Annotated in this window: 22 protein-coding genes and 5 pseudogenes; 3 read left to right on the plus strand and 24 right to left on the minus strand. The window is 53.7% G+C overall.

From position 1 onward, the window contains the following. Position 1: 1 nt before the first annotated feature. From C1N64_RS20840 to C1N64_RS20870, 7 genes are all read right to left on the minus strand, one after another. Positions 2-2,068 carry a phage tail tape measure protein gene (locus C1N64_RS20840; RefSeq protein WP_394515170.1) on the minus strand — a complete coding sequence of 689 codons (2,067 nt, stop codon included), beginning with the start codon at positions 2,066-2,068 and terminating at the stop codon, positions 2-4. Then, a complete protein-coding gene (locus C1N64_RS20845; protein ID WP_013027268.1) occupies positions 2,061-2,183 on the minus strand; it encodes a GpE family phage tail protein in 123 nt (40 codons plus the stop codon). Before C1N64_RS20845 ends, C1N64_RS20840 begins: the two co-directional genes overlap by 8 nt. A gap of 32 nt (positions 2,184-2,215) precedes the next feature. Then, entirely contained in the window at positions 2,216-2,512 is a 297-nt protein-coding gene (locus tag C1N64_RS20850) for a phage tail assembly protein (protein ID WP_033739909.1), read from the minus strand. A gap of 54 nt (positions 2,513-2,566) precedes the next feature. Further along, positions 2,567-3,079, minus strand: a complete 513-nt coding sequence (locus C1N64_RS20855) for a phage major tail tube protein (RefSeq protein WP_033739911.1) — start codon at positions 3,077-3,079, stop codon at positions 2,567-2,569. Between the two features lie 12 nt (positions 3,080-3,091). Further along, complete coding sequence (locus C1N64_RS20860) at positions 3,092-4,261, minus strand: phage tail sheath protein (RefSeq protein ID WP_394515171.1); 1,170 nt, start codon at positions 4,259-4,261, stop codon at positions 3,092-3,094. 101 nt (positions 4,262-4,362) lie between these two features. Beyond that, positions 4,363-4,656 carry a YciI family protein gene (locus tag C1N64_RS20865; protein ID WP_394515172.1) on the minus strand — a complete coding sequence of 98 codons (294 nt, stop codon included), beginning with the start codon at positions 4,654-4,656 and terminating at the stop codon, positions 4,363-4,365. Positions 4,657-4,668: 12 nt separating this feature from the next. Beyond that, a complete protein-coding gene (locus C1N64_RS20870) occupies positions 4,669-5,247 on the minus strand; it encodes a recombinase family protein (protein WP_058708776.1) in 579 nt (192 codons plus the stop codon). Positions 5,248-5,308: 61 nt separating this feature from the next. Between C1N64_RS20870 and C1N64_RS20875 the strand changes: the two genes are divergently transcribed. Together C1N64_RS20875 and C1N64_RS20880 are read left to right on the plus strand one after the other, a co-directional pair. Further along, the gene (locus tag C1N64_RS20875) at positions 5,309-5,992 is read left to right on the plus strand and encodes a glycine-rich domain-containing protein (protein ID WP_394515173.1); all 684 of its coding nucleotides are present in this window, start codon (positions 5,309-5,311) and stop codon (positions 5,990-5,992) included. Beyond that, positions 5,989-6,165, plus strand: a complete 177-nt coding sequence (locus C1N64_RS20880) for a hypothetical protein (RefSeq protein ID WP_166649059.1) — start codon at positions 5,989-5,991, stop codon at positions 6,163-6,165. The genes C1N64_RS20875 and C1N64_RS20880 overlap by 4 nt, the downstream gene beginning before the upstream one ends. A gap of 281 nt (positions 6,166-6,446) precedes the next feature. Here the strand turns inward: C1N64_RS20880 and C1N64_RS20885 are convergent, their stop codons facing one another. From C1N64_RS20885 to C1N64_RS20960, 16 genes and pseudogenes are all read right to left on the minus strand, one after another. Continuing rightward, positions 6,447-7,745: a phage tail protein gene (locus C1N64_RS20885; protein WP_394515174.1), complete on the minus strand. Its 1,299-nt coding sequence runs from the start codon at positions 7,743-7,745 to the stop codon at positions 6,447-6,449. Beyond that, positions 7,742-8,350 (minus strand): phage tail protein I, encoded by a 609-nt coding sequence (locus tag C1N64_RS20890; RefSeq protein ID WP_033739917.1) that lies wholly within the window; start codon positions 8,348-8,350, stop codon positions 7,742-7,744. Before C1N64_RS20890 ends, C1N64_RS20885 begins: the two co-directional genes overlap by 4 nt. After that, positions 8,343-9,251 (minus strand): baseplate assembly protein, encoded by a 909-nt coding sequence (locus C1N64_RS20895; protein ID WP_205958853.1) that lies wholly within the window; start codon positions 9,249-9,251, stop codon positions 8,343-8,345. The genes C1N64_RS20890 and C1N64_RS20895 overlap by 8 nt, the downstream gene beginning before the upstream one ends. Positions 9,252-9,254: 3 nt before the next feature. After that, the gene (locus C1N64_RS20900) at positions 9,255-9,605 is read right to left on the minus strand and encodes a GPW/gp25 family protein (protein ID WP_172913629.1); all 351 of its coding nucleotides are present in this window, start codon (positions 9,603-9,605) and stop codon (positions 9,255-9,257) included. After that, positions 9,602-10,185 (minus strand): annotated as a pseudogene (locus C1N64_RS20905) (phage baseplate assembly protein V). Before C1N64_RS20905 ends, C1N64_RS20900 begins: the two are co-directional and overlap by 4 nt. 91 nt (positions 10,186-10,276) lie before the next feature. Further along, positions 10,277-10,747 (minus strand): phage tail protein, encoded by a 471-nt coding sequence (locus C1N64_RS20910; RefSeq protein ID WP_081049498.1) that lies wholly within the window; start codon positions 10,745-10,747, stop codon positions 10,277-10,279. Beyond that, positions 10,677-10,952: an Rz1-like lysis system protein LysC gene (gene lysC, locus C1N64_RS20915; protein ID WP_226374589.1), complete on the minus strand. Its 276-nt coding sequence runs from the start codon at positions 10,950-10,952 to the stop codon at positions 10,677-10,679. Before lysC ends, C1N64_RS20910 begins: the two co-directional genes overlap by 71 nt. After that, positions 10,834-11,292, minus strand: coding sequence for an Rz-like lysis system protein LysB (gene lysB, locus C1N64_RS20920; RefSeq protein WP_394515524.1), 459 nt, complete (start codon positions 11,290-11,292; stop codon positions 10,834-10,836). Before lysB ends, lysC begins: the two co-directional genes overlap by 119 nt. Next, positions 11,272-11,772 (minus strand): annotated as a pseudogene (locus tag C1N64_RS20925) (lysozyme); the annotation flags it as partial. The gene lysB and the pseudogene C1N64_RS20925, both read right to left, overlap by 21 nt. Beyond that, the gene (locus tag C1N64_RS20930; RefSeq protein WP_033739930.1) at positions 11,756-11,980 is read right to left on the minus strand and encodes an HP1 family phage holin; all 225 of its coding nucleotides are present in this window, start codon (positions 11,978-11,980) and stop codon (positions 11,756-11,758) included. The pseudogene C1N64_RS20925 and the gene C1N64_RS20930, both read right to left, overlap by 17 nt. A 5-nt stretch (positions 11,981-11,985) precedes the next feature. Beyond that, positions 11,986-12,189 (minus strand): tail protein X, encoded by a 204-nt coding sequence (locus C1N64_RS20935; RefSeq protein ID WP_033739932.1) that lies wholly within the window; start codon positions 12,187-12,189, stop codon positions 11,986-11,988. Positions 12,190-14,017: 1,828 nt separating this feature from the next. Beyond that, positions 14,018-14,275 carry a hypothetical protein gene (locus C1N64_RS20940; protein ID WP_394515175.1) on the minus strand — a complete coding sequence of 86 codons (258 nt, stop codon included), beginning with the start codon at positions 14,273-14,275 and terminating at the stop codon, positions 14,018-14,020. A gap of 563 nt (positions 14,276-14,838) precedes the next feature. After that, positions 14,839-16,692 (minus strand): annotated as a pseudogene (locus C1N64_RS20945) (replication endonuclease); the annotation flags it as partial. Further along, positions 16,689-16,916: a TraR/DksA C4-type zinc finger protein gene (locus tag C1N64_RS20950; protein WP_006118222.1), complete on the minus strand. Its 228-nt coding sequence runs from the start codon at positions 16,914-16,916 to the stop codon at positions 16,689-16,691. The gene C1N64_RS20950 and the pseudogene C1N64_RS20945, both read right to left, overlap by 4 nt. Further along, complete coding sequence (locus tag C1N64_RS20955) at positions 16,916-17,134, minus strand: DUF2732 family protein (RefSeq protein WP_006118223.1); 219 nt, start codon at positions 17,132-17,134, stop codon at positions 16,916-16,918. Before C1N64_RS20955 ends, C1N64_RS20950 begins: the two co-directional genes overlap by 1 nt. A gap of 38 nt (positions 17,135-17,172) precedes the next feature. After that, positions 17,173-17,568 (minus strand): hypothetical protein, encoded by a 396-nt coding sequence (locus C1N64_RS20960; protein ID WP_394515176.1) that lies wholly within the window; start codon positions 17,566-17,568, stop codon positions 17,173-17,175. 426 nt (positions 17,569-17,994) lie between these two features. Between C1N64_RS20960 and C1N64_RS20965 the strand changes: the two are divergent. Beyond that, positions 17,995-18,578: pseudogene (locus C1N64_RS20965) on the plus strand (phage repressor protein CI). A 98-nt stretch (positions 18,579-18,676) separates the two neighbouring features. On the opposite strand, the pseudogene C1N64_RS20970 reads toward C1N64_RS20965, so the two are convergent. Next, a pseudogene (locus C1N64_RS20970) lies at positions 18,677-20,217 on the minus strand (methyl-accepting chemotaxis protein). Positions 20,218-20,790: the final 573 nt, after the last annotated feature.

Consider the following 20,790-nt stretch of genomic DNA (forward strand, 5'->3'; position numbering starts at 1 on the left):
ATTAATCCCGGCTAAACATGGAGTTATAGCTGCTATCAGCCGTGGACCACGGCGATGCCGTGGAATACTGTGCAACGGCCTGTCCAATCGCCTGGGGGTCGCCTGTCGCATAGATGTTGTTGGTTACGGTGTGCTGACGGTTATCCACGTTTGAATTGTTAACCGAGGGCAAAGGCTGATTGAGCGTGCTGTTAAGGCTGGCGCGCGATGCGGCCGGACGGGCATCCGCGTTATCCTCATCCTCGTCATCCTGCTCGCGCATTTTGGGCGGTGGCAGCTTGTCTTTCACCTTGTCAGATTTCTCATCAATGATGCCAAGTTTGCCCAGAACCCAGTCAATGCCGCCCCGCAGTTGGTTAAGGGCTTCACCAGGTAATTTCAGCGCTGTCGCCAGCATGTTGCCGAAGCGCTGTCCCATCTCCCCTGCTGAAGCCAGTTCCTGCTGAGAAAACTTCACGGGTTCCAGCAGCTTCGAGAACCAGGCGCCCAGCTCGGACACTTTGTTACTGAACCAGTCAAATACCGGCTTCAGCGGCGCGAACGCGTCGCTGATCGGTCCCATCGCCGCGCTGAAACCTTCAGCAACGCCGCTGATAAAAGCGCTAATCGGTTCCCAGTACTGGTAAACCAACATGGCGCCCGCCGCGATAGCCGCGCCAAGCAAGACCACCGGTAGCGTAATCGCCCCCAGCGTGGCCGTAATCGCGCCACCGATGATGGCAAACGCGCTGCCCAGCAGCTCCACACTCGCCATGATAGTGCTCAGCCCGCTAATGACAGGCCAGGCAATGTTTCCCACGCTGGCCAGTGAATCCACCAACGTCAGCCCACCGGCCGCCAGCGTCAGCAGGCTGTCCGAGAGCTGGGGATTGATATTCATAACGCCGGTCAGGACGGACTGAACGGACAAGCCGTCCTGACTGATGGCCTGCAGGCTGGTATCAACCGACGCGTCTGTGGCTGGCGGCTGGGCAGCGGGCGCCTGAGACAGCTGGTCCAGTCGGCCACTGGCTGCGCCCTTCATCAGCACTGCGGCAGGGGCCGCGCCCTGTTCACCAAAAATGGCCTGCAGATAAGCGGCTTGTTGGGCTGCGTCGAGTTTATTTTTCTCAAACGCCGCCTGTACCTGACCGAGCACCGCGAAAATGGGCTGGTTGTTGCCCTGTTCGTCAGCGGTTTGCACATTCAACGCTTTCAGAGCGCTGTCTGCGCTGGCGTCCGGTGCCTGAACATGTGTCAACATGGCGCTGACGCCAGCACCGGCCTGGCTGCCCGTCATGCCGTTTTCTGCCAGCACGCCCATCATGGCCGCGGTCTGACCGACGCTAAGCCCCGCCTGTTTTGCCACCGGGCCTATACTCGCCATCGCCTTGTTGAGTTCAGTGATATCGCCTGCGCCCTGCCCACCCGATTTTTCCTTGCCGTTATTCGCGTCGCCAGGGGATAAGTCATCAATGACTTTTCGGCCCTTCTCAACAAAGTCTTTGGCCTTCGAACTGGCACTTTGCACGTTATCTGCCAGCGCCATGCCGGCACGGTAGCGATCGCGTATGCGGTTGAGCTTGTCCTGACGTTGATTCAGCCGATCCATGGACTGACCCTGCGCATTGAGGGTGGATGTCGTCTGCTCGGCTTGTTGGTTCAGCTTCCGGCGCTCACTGCTCAACCGGCGCGTGGAAATCCCGGCGTCATTCAGCGCCTGGCGTTGCTCCTGTACCGACTGACGCAGCTGGATGTTTTTTTGCTGCAGCGCGTTAGCCGACTGACGCAGCTTATCCAGCGCCTGCGTTTGTTCCGCGGTGGGGTTTTGGGTGTTTTTAAGTTGAATGGCGAGTGCTGCCGCTTCTGCCCGGGTATTTTTAAGATTTTGCTGGGTCAGCGTCAGTTCTTTGCGCGTCGCACGGAACCCTTCAATCTGCGCGGATTTAGCGTTGAGCGCATCCAGGCGGTCCTGCGTTTCCTGGATATCCGCAGACAGTTTTTCTGTTTCTTTACGCACGGCACTGAACGGGCGCGTCGCCCGATCAACCGCTTCCAGCAGCACTTGCAGCTTGAGCGTGTTACTCATCTGAGGTTACTCCACTGCGGATCATCACTCTATGCCGCCAGTCGAGTAACTCTTCCAGCGACATGGGATACATTTCTGAGGGGGGCCAGTGAAAAACGCTGGCAATATCGGCCATCAGATCATTGACCGTCATATCGCGGGGCCAGCTTACGTGGCCGATTTCGCTGACAAAAAACCAATCACCTTGCCGCCCAGGGCAATCAGGTCAACCGGGTCCAGCGCATTGCATTCCGCTTTGGTCAGCGAAGGCATCGTGATGCGGGGCAGCACCATCAACAGCGCATCCACATCGGACGAGGCCAGCTCGGCCAGTCGTACACCGCGCAGCGCGCCGGCGTTCGGTTTGACCAGCTCGACCTGGGCGATCACTACATCACCGCGTGAAATCGGGCTTTCCAGCACCACCAGGTTGTCTTTCTGTTCCGGCTTATCCAGCTGTTCCATTTTATCTCCATCTCAATTAAGAGGGGCCAGCGCAGAACGCGCTGGCCTTTGTTATTACACCAGGCCGAGATTTTTACGGCGCTGTTCCAGACGATCGACGCCGTTGACCTTCTCCACCATGTTGACGGTGTCGATTTCAATCAGCTCTTTGCCATTCCAGGTCAGTTTGAAATAGGTATTTTTGCTGGTGACTTTAGTTTCGGCGTTTTCACCCTGCTTGGCTTCACCGAAGTCAAACGCCTGGTGCTTACCGCGCACTTCAATTTCAACGGCAATCTCTTCGCCGGTGTCATCGCGCTGATAAGAACCGGTAAAACGTAACGGAACGTTGGCCGTTGCGCCCCACTGGCTGAGTACCAGCTCATCCATACCGCCCAGCGTCCACTCCATATCGAGCGCCGCATCGTCCAGGCCGTTATCGATAAACGCGGCGCCGTTCATGCCGCCTGCTCGATAGGTATCCAGCTTGCGTGACAGCTTCGGCAACGTAACGGCGGTTACAATGCCCTGATAGCTGTTTGAATCATTAAAGAGGTTTAACCCCTTGAGTTTACGTGGCAGTGCCATTTATCCGGCTCCTTAGCTGTTTACGGATGCGGCGAAGTTCGCCAGATAGGTATCAGTGATGCGCTGACGCAGCGTCAGATCTTCCAGCGGGGGCACCGGCGTGTAGTCGTAATCGATAAACAGTTTGCCCGCCTTCAGGCTCTCTTTATCGTTCGCACTTTCGTCGTACCAGCAGTTCGCACCCAGCAGATAACCAGCGCTGACCAGTTCACGGAACTTCGCGTTGATGCCGGCGATGATTTCGCGTACCAGCACTGGCGTCAGCGGTTTATCGTTGGCCCACATGTGCGCTTCCGCCATGGTATCGGCCAGCACCTGCGCTGAACGGGTGTAGTTCTCAAACGCGAAAAGCGGATCGTCGCTACAGGTACGGTTGCCCCAGAAACGGAAGCCGTCTTTGCGGATCAGCGTGGTGACGCACTTCTCATTCAGCAGATCGGCATCGGTGCCGGTCTGTTGCAGATCCCAGAAAACGTCTGCAGAGATGCCGGTTACGCCATTGACGCCCACGTTGGACAGGGTTTTATGCCAGCCCGTATCGTTGTCAATTTTGGCGCGCAGGCCCAGCGCACGTGCGGTGGCATAAGCCATTTCAGATTTGCTGGTCGCGGTGTTCCAGGCAATAAAGTCTGGCCAGATGACCATCAGCTCACGCTGGCTGAAGTTTTCGCGGTACTTCATGGCATCAGAGATGGTTTTGCTGTTCCAGGCAGACACGTAAGCAAAGCCACGCAGCTGCTGCGCAATGCTGGCCAGCGCGGTCGCCACTTCCAGCGAATCCAGCCCTGGCACGCCCAGAATACGTGGCTTAACACCCAGCTGAGTTTGCGCGCTGAGCAGCGCCTTCATGCCGGTGTATTTACCGTTCGCGTCTGTCGAGCCAATCAGGTTAGAGGTGGTTTCCGCCTGAGTCGCGCCTTCTGCTACGCGAACCACGACAGTCACTGGCTTCGCCTGGTCAGCAATCGCCTGCAGCGCGGCCGCCAGGGTGCCCTGGGTACCGGCTTTGCCGATGGCTGCCTGCACGTTGGTCAGCAGAACAGGTGTGTTAAGAGGGAACGCCGTTGCATCAGCATCTTCTGCGGTGCAGATCATGCCAACAATGGCGGTTGAAACAGTCGAGATGGTGCGTGTGCCGTCATTAATTTCGACGACGCGGACACCGTGATGAAAATCAGACATCTGTAGCACTCCGTGTTGAGGGTGTGCTCAGAGTGTCAGGTCAGCAGAAAGGATGCATGCGATTGCGGTTTGCTGGCGCGTGGCTAAACAGCGGCGATAATTTACAGGGTAACAGGGCTGTCAAAAGCCTTACTCCAGAACCGGATATCCACGTTTTGACGCAGCCCCTCTTGCCAGAACGGGTCCTGCTTCAGGAGAGTTTCAACGGCTTCTTTGGATGCGGCTTCCACAATCCATAACGCACCATCGGGATGAGCCGTGGCATGCTCTCTGAGGGAGCCCGCAATCAGTACGCCTGACCTGACGCTTTCCAGCCACTGCAGATGAGCATCCATATAGATTTTGCGGATATCAGCCCGGTCGGCACGATCGTAAAAACGCACGGCAAATAACATCGCTTATTCCTGTTAGTTACTACTGTGATCGGTGGGTTTAGCGGCATTGACTGGAAGATAGCGATACAGGGTTTTGACAGAAATATCCAGCACCAGTGCCACCTGGTAACGTGTGGCGCCGTTCGTCAGCATTCTTTTTGCCCGCTCCACGACGTCTGGCGTCATAATGCGCCGCCGCCCACCAATGCGTCCTTTTTCTCGCGCAGCGGAGAGGCCCGCTCGCGTGCGTTCAACGATCAATTCACGCTCCATTTCCGCCAGGGCGCCCATCACATGAAAGAAAAAACGTCCCATCGGCGTGCTGGTGTCGATGCTGTCTGTCAGGCTACGGAAATTGACTCCCCGTTCACGCAGCTCCTCAGTGAGCATGACCAGATGACGCATGCTGCGGCCAAGCCGATCCAGCTTCCACACCACCAGGGTATCACCCGCTTTTAACGTCCTGAGCGCCCGTTTTAGGCCTGGTCGTTCGCTGGTCTTACCGCTGATTTTATCCTCAAAAATCTGTTCACAATTTGCACTCTGCAAGGCATTCCGTTGTAAATCGGTGTTTTGGTCATTTGTTGACACCCTGACATAGCCAATCAGCATCGTTTTTCCTCTGGTAAAAGAGGGGGAGTTTGCCATTGTGCAGGTTACAGGGGCCAGGGATTTGTTTCGCGGAAACCTCGGTTTAGACGAAAAGCTTTTTGGCCGATTATTGAAGGTAAATATTTTCAGTCAAAATACGACTTATGCAAAACCGACCGCGAGACTACTAAAAATAATCGTTACAGGAGGCGGCGGCGGTGGCGGTGGGACTTCTGCAGTTGGAGCAAATCAGGGAGCGGTTGGCTCAGGTGGAGGGGCGGGTGGTACCGCTATCTCCTGGCATTCAGTCGATGAGCTTGAGTTTCCCATATTGCTAACCGTCGGAAAGGGTGGTTCTGGTGGAGTCGGTGGTAACGAGCCGCAATCAGGGCAAAGCAGCAGTTTTGGTAGATACCTCTCTGCATCAAGCGGTGCTCGAGCGGCAAGTGGTACGGCATTTAACTACGGAGAGAATCGCTTACTTTCTAACGGCGGCAGTGGTATTGGCTATGGTGGTAATCACATGAATGTCAGAGGCTCTGCAGGAACCCCAGCAATTACCTTAAGCTCGGGCTATGAGAGTGGAGGTGGTGGCGCATCGTTTTTCTGTGGAGGGGGAAATCCTATTGCTGCAGGCTCATCTTTGTCTGGTGATCCTGGCGCGTTTGGATCAGGCGGCGGCGGTGCATTTTCTGTTAGTAATTCATCTGCTCAAAATGGAGGGGGCGGTGGCGATGGCATTATTATCATTGAGGAATATGCATGAAAAACTATGCGCGAATTGAAAAAAACACAGTAAGAGAACTATTTTCAACGGAAGATGATATAACGGAATTGTTCCACCCTTCTATTCAGTGGGTTGATATCACAGAATGTGAAGTTAAGCCTGAAGAAGGTTGGGAGTATGTAAAAGGTATGTTCGTGCCGCCCAGGAAATGAACACCACGTCGGAAAAAGACCCGCGGCAGCGGGTCTTAATTTAAATCTCATAAATATCAAAAAGATGCTTATAAAATGATTAGTAAATGATTCTACGTTATGGCTTCAACTGTTATGGACTGCGTTAATAAACTTATGCTGAAGTATATTTTTAAAAATAACCCTTAAAAGATATAAATTAAAAATCAACCATGGAAAGATTGAATGTTTTTAATTATTTCTGGCCGGATTATTTCTTCAGGGTTATTAAATTCTTGTGAGAAAAAATTGTTTTTTCCCAATTACCATTCGACTATGACTAAACCTGGCTGCCCCACAGCCCCTTTACCGTTTATTCCTGTTGACCCGCCAGCACCGCCAGTACCATAACCATCGCCAACGTAACCATTTTGGCCTCCAGCACTCCCATCTCCCGATGATCGCACTGAACCACCACCGCCACCAAATGGGCAAGATGCACCAGCTCCACTTCCGCCTGACCCGATGATTGTAGCATTTACGCCAATGTAACCCGTTCCATCGTTACCAGAGCTTCCGCGAGGATAACCTCCTCCGCCAGCTCCGCCATACTGCGCTGAACCACCACCACCAGGGTCTCCACCCTGACCGGCGATGAGGGTCAAATAATTGCCAAAAACAGTATTGCCACCAACTCCTCCAGCTTTGCCATCGGAGTTTACTGACGTGGTTCCACCGGCACCACCAGCCCCGATGACTACATCGATCATTTCTCCAGGCTTAACTGTTATGGCGCGCTTAATAACTGACTGTCCAGCGCCACCGCCACCGCCGCCACCGCCAAATTCACTGGTGTTTGTACGGCAACCGCCACCGCCCCCGCCGCCTCCAGCAGCACATCCGGATAAGTAGACAGTGCTTACGCCATCCGGGACCTGGAACTTGCCGTTACTCGTGAATTGTTTAACGCCTCGGGAGCGCGAAATTTCATTTTGAACCGCTTCTACAAAACCGAGGTTTTTGAGAACCTCCGCCACCAGCCCCGCATCTTTAATCTCTGCCAGCGCTTTAGCCGTTTGCAGATACTGGCTATGAGGGTTTGCCGCATCGAAATGCTTCTTCATCACGTCGTCGGTATAGGCTTTCACTTCGATGACTTTGTCATCCACATACTGCCGCGTGGCCAGCACCACCGAAGGATCAATCTTTAATGTGACGGCACTGGTGCTGTTCACGATCAGAATCATGCGCACGGTCTGGGTACGGCCGCTGCCTTCCTGAAGTTGTGGCTTATAAGTTTCAGCGCAGTTTGCCACCGCAACCATAACGCCATCGGCGTCATACAGGCCAATTTCGCGGATCCAGAAGCCACCTTCGCCTTCAGGGATAATCTGCTCAGCAATAATCTGACTAGCGTTCGCCGCATCCACCTTCAGTGAATTCAGCGCGGCGCGTCGCTTTTCGCCGACCAGTTTGGTCTGTGCAGGATCGGGCGTGGGCAAAGTGCCGCCGCCATCCCCCACCGCCATTTGGGTGATTTGCAGTTGGGTACCCAGGGCCGCGGCATTGGCCAGCTTTGCCGCGCCCTGATTGGTCAGTAGGGCAAAATATTTCGTTGTCATGCTCTCACTTCCGTCAGGTCAATAAGATGGACCGCTGCGCCGGTGTAACCGGAACCGCCTGCGGTGATAACTTCAGGTGTATAGGGATAAACGGTAAGCTCATCGCCACTGTAACTGGCGGCCGCAACAGGAACGGTGCCGGTGCTGTCCAGATTGATGGATAACCCCGTCAGATGACGGCTGACCGGTTTGGCATCGGCAATTAATCGCTCCAGCTCGTTGTACATGGCCTCAGTGATACCGGTTTCCAGCACGCCCACGTCCAGGCGGAACGTGCCCGGCGCTTCGTTGGTGTTCCACCATTCCTTGATGCGGATTAGATAGCCAAGCGGCTCCACCACACGGCGCAGCGATCCAATCGTTCCCTTGTGCTTATGGATGTATTCCGATGCGGCAACCACGCTGCGCTTGGTGCTTTCGCTCCAGCCTGAATCCCAACGGTCAACCGACCAGGCCCAGGCCAGATAAGGCAGCAGCTCGACCGGGCAGGTCTGAGCATTCCACAACATGCGCATCGGCGCAGGGATGGCCTCCAGCGTTGCGCAGGCTTCCGCCGCCGCCACTTCCAGTGCCGAAGATCCGGTGGGCAGCAGGCGTTTACTCATCAGAACCTCCTACCGTGATCTGATAACCGGTGCAGAACGCCGCTTGGGTTTTATCCAGCACCACATCCGCAGTCGGCTGCGCCAGTTCGACACGCTGTACGCCTTCGACGTGCAGGGCGGCGTAAAGCGCAGACTTACGGATATCGCGGCCCAAACGTGCCTGGGTGTTCACGAACGCCTGCAGTTTTGCTTCTGAGGCAGCGCGAATAGGTTCGGCTTCGGGGCCGGGATAGAGGTACAGCGTGGCCTCGACGCGATAATCCACAATCTGAGCCGACTGAACAGTGACGCGGTCGGCGACCGGTCGTACATCTTCATCGTTCAGGGCGGCATCCACGATTGCCAGCAGATCGTTATCCGCCACGCCGTTGCCCTCGCGTGACAGCACGGTAATGGTGACGCTGGCAGGAGACGGACTGATGGCGGAAGCATCGGCGACGCGTCCGTCGGCACTGCGCGCATGAAACTCATAGGCACCCGATGGCCCTGCCACACTCAGCCCCTCAAAGGCGGCAGCAATGCGGGCGCGAAAATCTTCGTCGCGCTCCATTACGGCTTCAACAGGCGGCGTGGCGGTGGGATCTGCAGGGATCAGTACCAGCCGCGTCACGCCGTTATTTGCGCCCAGTTGATCCAGATCGCTGCCGTTGGCCCAGGCAACCATCACCGCCTTTGCCGCCTCGTTAACGCGCTGGCGCAGGATAACTTCCCGGTACGCGTTCTCCTGCAGGAGCTTCACCAGCGGATCCGACTCCAGCGCCAGTACGCGGGCAACCGACGCCTGCTGGTCAGCAGGATAGAGCGAAATCAATGTCGCCTTGCGTTCCGCAAGCAGCGTTTCATAGTCCAGCGTTTCCACCACATTTGGCGCAGGCAGCTGGCTCAGGTCGATAGTAGGCATGGTTCAACTCACAGGGACGGTTAACGAAAAATCCTGCGCGGTATCCGCACGGTTGCCGGTGATTTCCACCACCATCCCGCCGTCAAACGCAGACTCAAAATTGATGCCGGTCAGGCTGATGCGCGGCTCCCACTGCAGCAGCGCCATATAACAGGCCGACATGATTTGCAGACGCAGCGTGTCGTTTTGTGGCTGGTCAATCAGCGCCGACAGTAGCGAGCCATAATCACGGCGCATCACCCGCGACCCGAGTGGCGTGGTTAAAATGTCGCGCACGGATTGTCGGATGTGATCCAGCTCTTCCAGCGTCGTACCCGTTTCGCGGCTCATACCGCTGTAGCGTGCTGTTGTCATAATGGCGCTCCTGTTGTCCCACCGCTGTCGCCCGGATGTTGATGCGTATGCAGCACTTTGCCATTGGAGGCGAAACTGCCGCCGCTGTGCGATACGTCGCCCTTCATGGTGCCGCCCTGGGTGACTTCCAGCGTGGCGGTTTTGAGTAACGTTGTGCACTCCACCTCGGGCGTATCCAGCAGGATTTTAACGGCCGCCTTGAGAGTGGCAGTCTGGATCCCCTCCGCTTTTAGCGCGCCGGTCTGGGGCTCATATTCAATAACCGCCCATCGGGAAAGGAGCAGTGCAGCGCATCCGCAGAGGCCGATGGCGCCGGACTGGCATCCGAAAACACACCGGGCAAAACAAAGCCGCTGTTCAGCTCGCCGCCCAGGCTCATGATCAACACCTGCTCGCCAACCGAAGGGGCATTCCAGGTACGGGTGCGTCCCGCCCGGGCTGTCAGCCAGTGCAGCCAGTCAGTGGTGTTATCACCGGTCTTTACACGGCAGGTGCCCGCCTCCAGATTGACGTCGGAGACAGTACCGATGCGGACCATGTTGCGCAGCAAGCGCTTGATTTCTAATATTTGCTCGTTCATGGCAGTAGTTTCACGTTGCAGGAGAAAAGCAGCAATCGAATGCCGTTTACTCAGAAATGACTAAACAGCGCCTCAGCAAAAGCGGCAGTGGCTATGCCTTCCATTCGCTGACCAGCTTGCCTTTGATATACAACTGCCAGGGCCGCGCATCGTTTTCTGGCAGCGCAGGTTCCGGCAGATGCGTGATGTGTAATCCACCTTCCTGCTGCTCAACCCAGACACGTTCGGTCAGCTGGAGCGTGACCGTCACGGTGTGCTTCCCCTCGTCCGTGGCATCAAGCGTGAAGGTAAAGCCGGTGCGGCGTTTTTCCTCCGACACCATGATGTCGGGCTGGTTTTCCCGCAGCCAGGCCAGCACGGGCACCATGATCAGATCAATATCGTCGGCATACTGAGTAATGACGACAGCCAGCTGAAAGTGGTATTCAAACGACAGCGAGCTGGCGAGGGTGGAGACCAGACTGCCGGACTGAATATCGATGGTCAGGTTGTCAGGATTTTGCTGTAGCAGCGGAACGCTGTTTATCAGCACCTGACGGAGTTGGGTTGCTTTCAACATCATGCTGCTCCTGGCACGCTTTAATCATCTCTACCTGCAACCCGCACGATGCGAGCGCAGCCTCTAACTGGCGGTTATCTGCCGCCAAATCACCCTGCGTTTGCAGGCGGTTCTCCGGGATGGGGCAACTGGTCACGCGTGGACAGCCAGTCCAGATAATCTCGGGCATTGCTGAAGGCGGGACGGCTGTGCAGCCGGATAACGTCAGCAGGCAAAGCAGTCGCACTCCAGGCACGTAAAGCGGGATTCGCATCGGTTTCTCTTCTGATTGTCGTTTCGCGGTTCAGCGCCTGAGCGCTGGCCTGGTTTTGCTGTAGCCGCAGTTCGGCCTCACGTTTTCGGCTGGCCTGACTGTCCCGCTTGAGTTGATCGATGGCCTTCTCCCGGTTGCTCAGGTCGGCGGCCAGCGCCGCGGCCTTGTGCTGTGCCTTGTCCAGCCGCGCCTCGATGACGCTGAGACGCCAGCCGCCGGCCCCAGTGCCGCAAGTAACGTCACGATCGCAAACACCATCAGTCGCATCATCCTGCCCCTTCAGGCACCAGGCCATTTCACGCTGGCGACGGTTATCCAGCCCGGCGTTATACGTCCCTTTGACATAGACCCAGCGTCTGAGCTGCAGGCAGGCATCGCGCCAGCGGCCACGGTTAATGAAGCCCGCCAGCGTGGAGTTACAGGCGGCATGTACGCCGACGTTAAAGCCAAAGGACACCACCGCGTCGTAGACCTCGGAGGGCATGTCACGTGTCATGCACTGATCAATGCCGCGCTCAACGCGCATGACGTCATAAACCAGGTTGACTGCCGCCTGGCGCTCGTTCACCACGCTGGCAGGCGTAACGCCCTGCGTATGGCCAATGCCGTTAGTCCAGACGCCGGCGCTGCACTGATAAGGTGACGTGCGGCACCCTTCGGCATCAGCAATCAGCCTGAGTCCGGCTTCGGAGGTTTTTAGCATCTTGATTTGCGGTAGCAGTGCGGCCATGGCCAGCACGGCGACGACGGCACATCGCTTAGCGGTCTGGCTCAAAATTCAGCCCCTTAACGTTACGCTGCTGCAGCTCGTAGGTTTTGCGGCGGTAATACCAGTTGATAAAAAAGGTTGCGACATTGATGCACATCGTTAACACAGCAACGCCAGAGCCCACCATAAAAGCGATATCCTGTGGTGTGTGACGTCCAAACCACATCAGGACAATCCCGATGAGGTAATTAATCAGAGAACTGATTTTTTCCATTGGCACTAATCCCACAGATTGAGCGTCTCACCAGTAGCCGCCTGGGGCAGATCCGGTAAGACCACTTTGCATCCGTGCGGTAAGGTTGGGCCTTTTTCTGCCAGGCCAGGATTGGCGGCATAAACCTGTTCAACCGCCTGCTGCGTGCGTCCGTAATAACGCCAGCAAATCTCATCAACCGTTTCTTCCTGTCGTGCATAAATCAGCATTGATTGGCCCCTTATGAGCATAAAAACCATGGTTGGCTGGGCGAAATGTTGTCGGTAGCCTGCATTACCGGCACCGCATCGCCAGGCCATATCTCCTGTCGCAAAAGCAGGTTTCATAAAGCTCAGGCCATGCGGTAAACAGGGGGCATGTGCTCAGCGCGGCCTGCGTTGCCAGCGCGCGACAGGAGTAGTGTCTGCTTCAGCAGCGCATTGCTCAACGCGGGAGCGCCCGCTCAACAGTGAGCGGGCAAAGGCAGTAAAAATGGGATGACTCCGGCTAAAAAAACGGCAGGAAGGAAGAAAAGCGCGCGTTTTAACGATGAGGTTCAACGACCGGAAGAGGCAATAGAACGGGAAAGGAAGGTGCGTGTTTTAGCCGTGATGATCCGCAGGCGGAAGAGTCAGCGAAACGGGAAAGAAAAGTGCGTGTTTTAACGATGAGCGTCTGCGGCCGGACGAAGCAGTGAAACGGGAAAGGAACGTGACAACTGCCTGGCGTTTTTTGTGGCCTGACACGACAGTAAGGAACGCTAAAGACCGATCGAAGTGAAGGTCTGTTTGCCCGGACCGCTGCCCGCGCCTGAGCCCACATCATCCTTTGGGTGGGCTCAGGCGACAGACAACCCGCTGACGTTACAGTGAGAACGCCGGCATCATGGTTTTTTTAAAGGCGTAGCCGAAAAGACAACGGAAAATCGGTTATCGGAAAGGGTGTAGTTAGCTGCGAGTTCAGCAATCAAATTTAACGCAATTTCCCTGTCTCGTTCGCCGCAGGCCCTTCACTGGTGAGCCTGGCGATAAGCTCAACGCGCTCAAGCATAACTCGCTCATGTAATTCATTTCCCACAATTCCCTCCCCCAAAATAAACACTGTACATACATACAGTATCATAGCATTGATTAACTGTGGAAGCGTTTTAAGATAGTTGGTAAAAAATTATATCATGTTGATAGGCATCAACTTTTATTAACCTTCCCTTAAGACAAACCTTCAGCACTGACCTGCAGAAGCGTAAGAAAAATCAATAGATTTTCCTCTAAATGATGCCAAAAACGTGGCGTGTGTTTCGTCCGGATTTGAAAGCATTTCATGTATGCTCTTCCACACAGAGCGCTACCAGCCATAAATGCAGACACACTTTTGAGCGGATGCGTCTAAAGGCAAGATTGCCATAAAGCCGTCCTTACAAAAGGAGATGGGTAAGCGATACCCCCTACAACGCAACCATCCACCAGTGCACTTCTGCGAAGGGTGAAAGCGGGAGGGAAAACCTACTGAAAAGATGTTCAGCGTTCCCTTCGCTATCCTGGCATGCTCGATATCCAATACCTGACATAGCGTTGTTGCCAGTTACTTATTTGAATGAATGAGTTGAAATTATGATAAGTAGTATGGCTCAATTATTTAAAACCTTAATCTGCAGCAACATGATGGCTTTTAATTCCCCTATAATCATCTATCAATACGTTTCATCCTCGGCAGCTAAAAACGAATAATTCTTTTAACGATACTGCCATGTAATTTAATTCCCCAGTCAAAAATGCCATCCGAACATTCTCCGCCTGCATTCTTTATGCATACTACAAAAATTTTATAATCTTGCATATTTAATCAAAAGACCGGCTCACCTTTCAGGCTTTATTAAGTCATCAGATGGAGGCGGCCTGATGGAAGATCTACTGAATTTTATTTATTACAAGCGTAGCTTGCCCGTGTTATTGTAACAACCATCGTCAGAAACCCAGGCAATTATTGTTGAGGTTACATCAACGTAAACGCGAACCGGTGTCGATGTAATGCTTTGCCCCCACCGATTAGTTGAATATCCTAAGCCCCCTGAAGCAGAACAGTATCAATAGCGCAGCCACCGCCCAGATCATTACTGGAACAGCTCATATTGTTATTCGTGATTGAGACATCATAAGTCCCTTTTTGCATCTGGAACTGTGCCGGTTTACCAGCAGCAGCGGTTCCCGGAGGCGATGTGATGCAGTTTTGTAGTGCATTGATATTAATGCTTGTTGCTGCCTGACTTGACAGCGCTATAAAAGCAGTAAAAGCGACCAACGTTTTCTTTGCGTTCATAATTCTTACTCCTGAAAACAATGTAATTGAGAAAATCCAGTACCGGTTGAATACATTCCATTTGGATAAACATGACTTGAAAAGACGAAAAATTGACCAGCAGTACTCTTGAAGATACGGAAATTCATCCGCGTTCTGGTGTCACGATGCTGTCCCACTAAAAAAAACGTTAAGTCCCCAAATACATTTCGATAATTTAAAGAGATACCTTATTGCCCATCCAGTTTCATGTCACGTGGACTCAACAGCAATCGTATACCGTTTACTCAGCAATACTTAAACAGCACGTCACGCTAAGATAAATGTAAATTTTTATCTCTTGGCTCGGCTGCAAGGATTTAAAAGCAGTCAGTCCTTTTCGATATTCGTGAGAGTTCTACTTTATTTTCATACAGCAACAATGTCGGTCTGGCTTTTTCAAAGCCCGTTAAGTCCTCGGACAGGAATAGCCTGTAAAACGAAGAGTATTCATCATTATCTAAACCTTTTTGCTGAAATTTTTGGCATTCGATAGTGTAAATCCCGCTGCCGTGGCAATTATTAAAAGGCATTGCTGGCATATGCGTACAGTTATTAACAGAACTCCAAGACCGCAACGCCGGCTGCGGTTTTTGGCCGCCTCTTCTTCAGCGCGTTTAGGCACAACTTTCCATGTTTTCAGCCGGGTCAACACGGGCACGCCGGGCCCTGTCGCCGTGGCATAAACACCTTTAATCGACTGCGTTTCCTCGCCAAAGGCATTACAATTTTCATCGGGCTGATACCAGACACGCACGGTAAGTGCGTCACGTTTAACGAAGGGGCCGCCCTGGGCATCGGTGTACGCAGCCCATTGACCGGCATCAGCCGCAGCATGTACGGCAGCAAACGCCTCGTCCGCACCATGAGCGCTTTGCAGATCAGCCAGGCGGCGCAGTTCGCGATAAACCGTGACGGGAGCACCGCCAATAAACTGAAACTGGCGGATGCGCCAACGGGCCGCCCAGGCCGAGACGGCCATCGCCGTTTCCTTCAGCGGCTTTCCGCTTTCATGATCCCGCTCGCCCTCGAGCGCATAGCCATCAATGTTTTTTGCTACGTATTTAGCGATATAGCCTGTCGCGCTGCCTTTTGCTGGATCCATGGCTTCCGCATGAAAACGCGCTTTGCGTGCGCGGGCGCTGTTCAGCTCATCGCTGTCCTGCTGGCAGGCATAATCACGCAGGATCTCACTTACCCGACTGACGTCCTCAGGGCGCATAAACATCAGCATGTGCCAGTGCGGTGTACCATCGTGATGAGGCTCAGCAACGCGCAGACCAAAAATACTGATGTTATTTCGATGCAGTTTGGCACGGACTCGCTGCCAGAGCGTGCAAAGATAGCGCTGCGTGTCCGCCGGGCTGGCCCCGTTCCATTTCGCATTGCGGTGGCCCGTTTGCAAGGTGGCGTGATAGCGAGAGGGGGCGGTTAAAGTATAAAACTCCGCCGGAAGCCCATATTTTGACAAAGGGTTTCAAAGCCACGAATGCGTGTCATGAGTTCCGCACGACGAATGGCTGGATTGGCCACACTGCCGTCATATTTTTCGATCAGGCTGATGCGGTTCCCCTCCTCATCTTCCAGATCCATACTCTGCAGGAAGTCACGAGTGCATCGACGCTGTTCCCGCCATTCCGCAACCGCCATCGGGCTGGCATAAGGTGACCGCTTTTTGCTGACGTTGGCTAAGGCAATATGCAGATGTTCTCGCCAGAAGGCGCTGAGACGACGCAACTGTCCTTTCCACCATTTCTCTGCCTGCATACGCAGGATGGCGGCGGTAACATCGTCGGGACAGAAGAAGCGAGTACTGACCGTTTCCCAGAGCGGTGGCGTTTGTCCAGCTCACGGGTGATGATAGCCGCGGTTGTGTAGAGGTGATGGACATAACGGTAATCCGTCCTCTCACTGATGCTGGCATGCAACTGCACCAGTTCTGCATGAATAAAGCTGGCAATATCGCCCGCGAGTAAATCAACATCAGCACGGGACATATCCGGCAGGCGGTTAAACCGCTTCAATCAGTTCCCACAATGTGCCGGCCGCTCTGGCTGCACCTTGCGGGCACGACAGCGTTCGGGATAGTTGCGCCACGATGCCGGGACGCATGGCATGCAACTGGTAGCGCTGGTTGACTGACTCAACACGCGGTAATGTACGCTCAACAAAGGTTTTTGCTAAGTACGCATTAGCCCGGGCTGTGCCCTGTTGCTTTTCAAGTAACGCCATGCGACGCCGGACGTCCAGTTGCACCATCCTGGCCTGGGCATTAAGGGTTTTCTGCCCATGCAGCCACGCCGCAATCAGGCGATCGCGGTGTTGCTGCTGGTCATAAGTGGGATACGGGCTGGCAATCGCCAGCCGGGGGCATTCCACGGGTAAGCAAAAGTCATCATCGCGCCTGTCCGTGGTGAAGACGTGTGCGTAACTCGCAGACTTCCTGACAGGACAGGCAGCGGGTGACACCCTGAACGGCGCGACGGCGCGCCTCGGGAATCGGTGCATCACACTCTTCACAAAACGAAGCGCTGATTGCCACGGGCCGTTGCGTGACCTGGGCAATATTGTGCGCCAGGATTTCTTCGCTGCGCTGCTGCGCGACATCAATGGTATCGGCCATCAGCGCAGCGCTCCTGATTCGTTTTCATAACGTTCAGCTTCGTTGCGCAGCAGTTCCGCAGCCTCAATGCCGTTTAATGTCTGACGCGTAATATGCGCCGCCATAACATTCAGCCGTCTGGCGACCGCCAGTGCGCAGGCTTTTCTTTCGTTATCAAGCAGTTTGTTGAGGGTAAAGGTTGTGGCGTCATTCAGTGAATGGGTTTCGCTGTTCATCATTTCTCTCCAGATTTTGGGCAAAGTCATGCCCGACGGGTTTACGTCATTGCGTTACGATTAGGTGGTTTATTCAGGCAAAAAGCAGTCCGCCGTTGAGAACTGTCGCGGCAATATCTTTCCCAGCGCGCCAGCTTGTTCATCGCCATGATGATGCGTTCACGACGTAGCTGATCGAAACACTCGAAAGGTTTGCCAATATCTTCCTGCCTGAAACTGCCGGGCCAGTCACGATTGACCAGCGTTAAGACACAGAATTTGAAATCGTTATTTTGGTGATTGAAGTACCGCAGCGCAGGGTTACGGTTGCTGTCGCGCAGCAAACGCCAGCGCTGACGAAATTCATCAAAGGTCATCTTTTCGCTGCTGCCGTTGTCAAAACGCGCTTCAGCATGCGAAGCGGATAGCGGGCTTTTTATCTGGACGGTGCGACTCATTGTTTTCCTCCGATAAAGTTTGCATCGGGTTTGACTGACCAGTCGCCACCGTCACTGACATCATGGTGTCTGTACCTGATGACGGATTCGCGCCTGTCTCATCGCTGGCTTTTGTTAAGCATTAAGCGAAACGGTAATAAAACTGGCCTCAGTGTTAGCACGACAAGGCGTTAAACCACTTTCACTCACATCTTGCGTGCAATCGCGGCGCTTACCGACACAATCGCCCTTGTTGCCTTATCTCACCGGTGCTGACCGTTACACGCAGACAGGTGAGCGACGCGATAAGGTTCCGGCATGACGATTGTAAAAATGGGCCTCATCAGGCAAAATCTTTCGTTATCTGATAAAGCCGCCTGCTGCTGCATCAATCAAAGGCTAACTAAAACCGGAGGATACTTAGACTAAATCTAAGTGTCAATGAAAATGAGCGTTTATACTAATTTCAAATTTCCGAACTCGAGCGCTGAAGCTCTGGATCGCGTTGTCGATGCTATGGCTTTACCATGAAAATGCAGCTTGCAGATCACCTTGGAATTGCCGCAAGCAGCCTGTCTGCACGCTATAAACGTGATGTTTTTCCGTCAGATATCGTTTTGCAGTGCGTTATGGAAACGGGGGCGGACTTGCAATGGTTGATTACGGGTAAAGGAAGTAAGTTCTCAGAAAGCAAACCTGACACACCGACACTGATTAGAAAAAAACTAATCAGCGGAAAAATCGAGGATGCGGGTTATGTGATGCTGGATAAAGCCTTATATGCGCCCCTGAAGCAGGAACCGCGCAACGCTTTTTTACTGTTGGCCGAAACCACGCAATACATCATCGATACTGACTTCGAAGATATGCATGACGGCGTCTGGTTGGTCGAAATCGAAGGCACAGCCAGCGTCAGAACGCTGACGCGTATTCCGGTCAGGAAAGTCCACGTCAGCGGGATTGGCGTGGCCTTTGATTGTGGGATTGATGACATCAAACTGATTGGCCGGGTTGTTCTGACCATTCAGTGACAGGCCGATTGCCTGGCGACGCGGGGATGTCCTGTCGTGAGGCTGGGCAAGCCAGACTCTGTGATATAAAAAAGGGGCGTTACCGCCCTGCTAAGCGATCAAACCTGAAATGCTTCAACCATGCCGCGTAAGGCGTGCGCCTGCTCTGACAGGGAGTGCGAGGCGGATGAGGATTCTTCAACCAGCGCCGCGTTATTCTGGGTGACCCCATCCATCTGACTGACGGCAACACTGACCTGCGAGATCCCTGCATCTGCTCTGACGAAGCCATTGATATTTCATCCATCGCGCCCGCCAGTGCATTGACCATGCCAACGACCTTCAGAATACTTTCTCCGGTCCCGGCGGCGACATGAACGCCGCTATCCACCTGTTCCACCGCATGTTCAATCAGTTCCTTGATCTCTTTTGCGGCAGTGGCGCTACGCTGTGCCAGGATTCTGACCTCGCCAGCGACGACGGCAAAACCGCGCCCACCCTCGCCCGCCGCGCTGCCTCAACCGCCGCATTTAACGCCAGGATATTGGTCTGAAACGCAATACTTTCAATCACGCCTGTGATGTCGCGTACTTTTGTCGCGCTCAGGGCGATGTCATTCATGGTATGAGACATGCGCTGGACTTCGGACTCGCCGCTGCGCGCCAGGGTTGCAGCCTCGCGGGCAACGGTAGCCGTATGTTGTGCACTGGCCGTATTGCTCTTCACCGTGGCGGTGAGCTGTTCCATACTGGCCGCCGTTTCCTGTAGGGCGGCAGCCTGCTGTTCTGTACGTGATGACAGCTCAGTATTGCCTGAGCGATTTCATCGGATGCCGAGGCGACCGATCCGGCGGTCTCTTTGATTTGGCTAACCAGACGACGCAAACTGGTCTGCATATTCGCCAGAGAGGCGAGCAGACTGGTTGAATCGTTGGCACGCAAGGTGACCGGTGCGGTTAAATTGCCGCCGGCAATCGCCGCAGATAATGCCTGCGCCTGAGCAGGTTCACCCCCGAGCTGACGCATCAGCACGCGTATAATCATATACCCCGCTGCGACGGAAACGACCACCGACAGAGAGGCAAGAATCAACAGAATCAGCGTGGCCCGGCGCACATTTTGACTGGTGATTTCAACGGACTTTTCACTGTCTTCCATTTGCAGCCTGGTCATCTCTTTCAGCGACTCAAGTAATTGCCCTTGCAATGGCCGAACCGTTTTTATCAGATAAGACGTCGCGTCCTGCTGCTTGTTTTGTAAGCCAAGCTGGCCGGCATGTTCCAGCGCCGCCAGCACCGGGCCCTCGCTACTTACTATCTTATCAAAGGCCTCTCTGGCCTTTGGCGTTGAATCTCTGGCAACCATTGCAGCCAGACGCTCACGGTTCTCTATATAGCTCGCTTTTTGCGTGACAATACGTTGCCACTCTCGCTGCATTTGGTCGGGATCCGTAATCAGGGCAAGGTTACGCACAATGACGGCCATGTCACGTAACCCACCGTACATGTCCATCCCACACGGTATTTCTTCATTTTGACATTTACGGCTTCATCCATGCCGTTACGAGCATTATTCATACCGGTATAGGCCACTGAGGTGCAGATAATAAACAGCGTAATTAAAAGGCCGAAACTCATCGTCAGGCGCGTTGAAATTTTCATTATGGACTCCCTGCTTATGGTGAAAAACAGGTATCGGTTAAAAAAGTAAAATCCACAGTAAAAATTAAGAGCCCCGTAATAAAAAAAATAATAAGCAATTGATAATTATGGTTTTTTAATAAAAACAAAAATAATTTGACGAATATTAAATCTTAAACTAAACGAGAAGAATTTAATTTAGAAAAAGAGAATAAAACATTGTATTGGTTACTTTCTGGCGATAAGAAAAAAATATTCAATCGTGGTTAACAGGGAACACTCACCGTTTGCCGCTGCGGCGTCAGAGCGTGCACCACTTCTTCACTGTAAACAGTGCTTAAGCGCAGGAAAACACGCAGGCGATGACGCACGCAGCGACACAAAACGCGTCACAGGATTGCAACACAACCTCAGCTTCGGAAGCGTCTTGCGGGAGTAAGCGGAATGTATGTTTAACCGGTCCTGAGCACGTGGCGATACTCATCGTAAGTCATATGACTTTAATTATCTGACCAGAATATTACCCGGTAAAAGCCCCTGGAAGACTTTATTGTTGGCTAAAAAATAAGGACCGCCATTATCGTCACCCCTCAG

It is taken from the genome of Pantoea sp. SGAir0215 (assembly GCF_043543215.1).